Below are 3,724 nucleotides of genomic sequence, written 5' to 3' on the forward strand. Positions count from 1 at the left end.
GTTGACCGCGATGGTGTTACCCGTCACCGAGTCGACGATGCCGTTGACGCCAGGACTTCCAGCCGGCCCAACGGGCGGAGGGCACTTGCCGCCTTCAGACGGGCTGATGTCCACAGATTCCGCGGTGATCGCACCGCCAGGTGGAGCGCTCTGCGACGCGGGCTTGACGTCGACGCAACTCCCCGGTTTCACGTCGGTCAGCGCTGCGGAGCTGAGCTCGGTGATCATCGTCTGCGGTGTGAAGTCCACCGCGGCCGCCGTCCGATCCCGCTGCGTGAGCTGGATCCTGTTGCCCGAGACCGACCTGACCAAGCCCTCGACCTCGTCATGCCCCATGGGTGGTGCCGGCGGCGGCGTGGGCTTAGGAGACGTGGGCTTAGGAGTTGTCGAGCTTGCCGACGTGCTGGGTTTTCCGGTGTTTTCGTTGCTCGAATTGCCGCACGCGGCGAGCGACACTGCGGTGGCGCCGGTGACCGCGACGATCACGAGCTGCGTCAATCGACTTCGATGCGTGGCGGCGGACATCACGGTTCTCCGATCGAGGCGTTGCGCGGAGGGGTACCCGCCGCACTGCCGAGTTGCACAATTATTAGCTGAGCTCGTGAGCGGCCTTTGACGCGGTCCGGTCGAACTAGGGTTGTGCCATGTTTTGGGTGTGCAGAACCTGCGGTGTCGAGCACGCCACCGCATCAGACGTCTGCGCGATTTGTGCCGATGACCGGCAGTGGGTGCCGGCCGAGGGGCAGCAATGGGCGACGCTGGAGCAGTTGGTTGCCGAAGGGATGCGGTCGCAGGTCTCGGTCATTGAGGACGGACTGGTGGCGATCGGCAGTTCGCCGCCGCTCGGTATCGGACAGCTGGGAAAGCTGGTGTGCACCGATGTCGGCAACGTGTTGTGGGATCCGTCCGGCTTCGTCGACGACGATGGCGTGGCCGCAGTAGCAGAGCGTGGACCGGTCATCGCAATTGTGGCCAGCCATCCGCACATGTACGGCGCACAGGTCGAATGGAGCCACCGACTGGGTGGCGTCCCGGTGTATGTGAACGCCGCGGATGCCGAGTGGGTGATGCGTCCCGACCCGGTGATCGAGCCGTGGTCGGACACCCTGCCGCTGACCCCGTCGTTATCCGTGGTCCGGGTCGGCGGCCATTTCCCCGGCAGCGCAGTCGCTTGCTGGACCGAGGGTGCCGGTGGGCGCGGCGTGCTGCTGGCCGGCGACACCATCTTTCCCAACCCGGACCGCCGCACGGTTGCGTTTTTGCGCAGCTACCCGAACCGCCTTCCGCTGTCGGCCGCCGTCGTGCAGCGCATGGCCAACACGCTGGCGGCGTTGCATTTCGACCGCATCTATGGCCTGTTCACGAACTCCATCGACGCCGACGGCCACGCGGCGGTCCAGCGATCGGCCGCCCGCCATGGCGCCTGGGTCCGTGGCGACAATGACCATCTGACCTAGCGCCCCGGCGGGACGCAGGGGAACACAGCGGCAGTTCACGGCGTTAACTGGGGCGTGACTACCCAAGACCTCACTGCCGAACAGTTCAACGAAACTATTAACGGCAATGACATCGTGCTCGTCGACTTCTGGGCATCCTGGTGCGGACCGTGCCGCCAGTTCGCACCTACGTTTGCCGCATCCGCGGAAAAGCACCCCGACGTCGTGCACGCCAAGGTCGACACCGAAGCCGAAGATGGCCTGGCGGCAGCTGCCAACATCCGGTCCATCCCGACCTTGATGGCGTTCAAGAAGGGCAAGCTGGTGTTCAACCAGGCCGGAGCCCTGCCGCCAGCCGCGCTGGAGGATCTCGTGCAACGGGTCAAGGATTTCGACGTCGATGCGGCGATCGCGGCGCAGGAACGCGACCAGGTCTGATAGCGGCAAGGGGGACCTGGGCTAATTGTCCGACTCTCCCCCGCGAGCGGGCGGTACACCCACACCGGTCCGCCGTGTGGGCCGGATCGTCGTCAGGCGCGTTACCGTTCAACGGTGAGTTTGGTCCTCGTTGAACATCCGCGGCCGCATGTCGCGTTAATCACCCTCAACCGGCCGGAGCGGATGAACTCGATGGCGTTCGACGTCATGGTGCCGTTCAAAGCGGTTCTTGAGGAAATCAGCTACGACAACTCGGTGCGGGTGGTCGTGCTGACCGGGGCCGGTCGAGGTTTCTCGTCGGGCGCCGACCACAAGTCAGCCGGAGAAGTGCCGCATGTGCAGGGCTTGACTCGGCCCACCTACGCGCTGCGTTCCATGCAGGTTCTCGACGACGTCATCCTGGCGCTGCGACGGCTGCACCAACCGGTGATCGCCGCGGTCAACGGCGCAGCGATCGGTGGCGGGCTCTGCCTGGCGCTGGCCGCCGACATCCGCGTCGCGTCGAGCGGGGCCTATTTCCGGGCCGCGGGCATCAACAACGGTCTGACGGCCAGCGAGCTGGGTCTCAGCTACCTGTTGCCACGGGCCATCGGCTCGTCGCGGGCGTTCGAGATCATGCTGACCGGTCGGGACATCGACGCCGATGAGGCCGAGCGGATCGGGCTGGTATCCCGCCAGGTACCCGAAGACCAGCTGTTGGAGACCTGCTATGCGATGGCCGAAGGGATCGCGGCGTTCTCGCGGCCGGGACTCGAGTTGACCAAACGCACACTGTGGAGTGGACTGGACGCCGCTAGCCTGGAAGGGCACATGCAGGCTGAGGGACTGGGACAGCTTTTCGTTCGCCTGCTCACCACCAACTTCGAAGAGGCGGTTGCCGCGCGTGCCGAGAAACGGCCGCCGGTGTTCACCGACGATAAGTAAGCCTGAACAAGGAGAGTGACCGTGATCACGGCTACGGACCTCGAGGTCCGCGCTGGCGCGCGCACGTTGCTTTCCGCGGACGGCTCCGCGCTGCGGATACAGCCCGGTGACCGCATCGGTCTGGTCGGGCGCAACGGTGCCGGCAAGACGACCACCCTCCGCATCCTTGCGGGGGAGGGCGAGCCGTATGCCGGGACGGTGACGCGCAGCGGCGAGATCGGTTACCTGCCGCAGGATCCCAAAGAGGGCGATCTCGACGTCCTGGCCCGCGATCGGGTGCTCTCGGCGCGCGGATTGGACACGCTGCTCACCGATCTGGAAAAGCAGCAGGCGCTGATGGCCGAGGTCGCCGATGACGCCGCCCGCGACCGTGCGATTCGCCGCTACGGTCAACTCGAGGAACGCTTCGCCGCATTGGGCGGTTATGGAGCCGAAAGCGAGGCCGGCCGAATCTGCGCGAGCCTTGGGTTGCCCGAACGGGTGCTGACCCAGCAGTTGCGCACGCTGTCCGGCGGCCAACGCCGCCGGGTGGAGTTGGCGCGGATTCTGTTCGCCGCGAGTGAAGGAGGAGCCGGGGCTTCAGGTTCAGGCACCACCCTCTTACTCGACGAGCCGACCAACCACCTCGACGCCGATTCACTGGGCTGGCTAAGGGAATTCCTGCGGGCGCACACCGGCGGCTTGGTGGTCATCAGCCACAACGTCGGCTTGTTGGCCGACGTCGTCAACCGAGTTTGGTTTCTCGACGCGATGCGTGGCGAAGTTGACGTCTACAACATGGGTTGGCAGAAGTATCTCGACGCCCGCGCCACCGACGAGCAGCGGCGCCGCCGGGAACGTACCAACGCCGAACGCAAGGCCACCGCGTTGCGTGCCCAAGCCGCCAAGCTGGGCGCCAAAGCCACCAAAGCTGTTGCGGCGCAGAA

General features: G+C 65.9%; 3 protein-coding genes and 2 pseudogenes. 4 read left to right on the forward strand and 1 reads right to left on the reverse strand.

The window, feature by feature from the left end:
* Nucleotides 1-498: pseudogene (locus WAN71_RS14700) on the reverse strand (hypothetical protein); the annotation flags it as partial.
* A 146-nt stretch (nt 499-644) separates the two neighbouring features.
* Here WAN71_RS14700 and WAN71_RS14705 point away from each other — a divergent pair.
* The 4 genes and pseudogenes from WAN71_RS14705 to WAN71_RS14720 form a co-directional block, all read left to right on the forward strand.
* Nucleotides 645-1,457 carry an MBL fold metallo-hydrolase gene (locus WAN71_RS14705; RefSeq protein WP_422226036.1) on the forward strand — a complete coding sequence of 271 codons (813 nt, stop codon included), beginning with the start codon at nt 645-647 and terminating at the stop codon, nt 1,455-1,457.
* 54 nt (nt 1,458-1,511) lie between these two features.
* Nucleotides 1,512-1,874, forward strand: coding sequence for a thioredoxin (trxA, locus tag WAN71_RS14710; RefSeq protein ID WP_422226037.1), 363 nt, complete (start codon nt 1,512-1,514; stop codon nt 1,872-1,874).
* 96 nt (nt 1,875-1,970) lie between these two features.
* Nucleotides 1,971-2,798: pseudogene (locus tag WAN71_RS14715) on the forward strand (enoyl-CoA hydratase); the annotation flags it as partial.
* A gap of 21 nt (nt 2,799-2,819) precedes the next feature.
* A partial coding sequence (locus tag WAN71_RS14720) for an ATP-binding cassette domain-containing protein (protein ID WP_422226038.1) occupies nt 2,820-3,724 on the forward strand: 905 nt, incomplete at its 3' end.

Source organism: Mycobacterium sp. (assembly GCF_049280035.1).
GTDB lineage: Bacteria > Actinomycetota > Actinomycetes > Mycobacteriales > Mycobacteriaceae > Mycobacterium.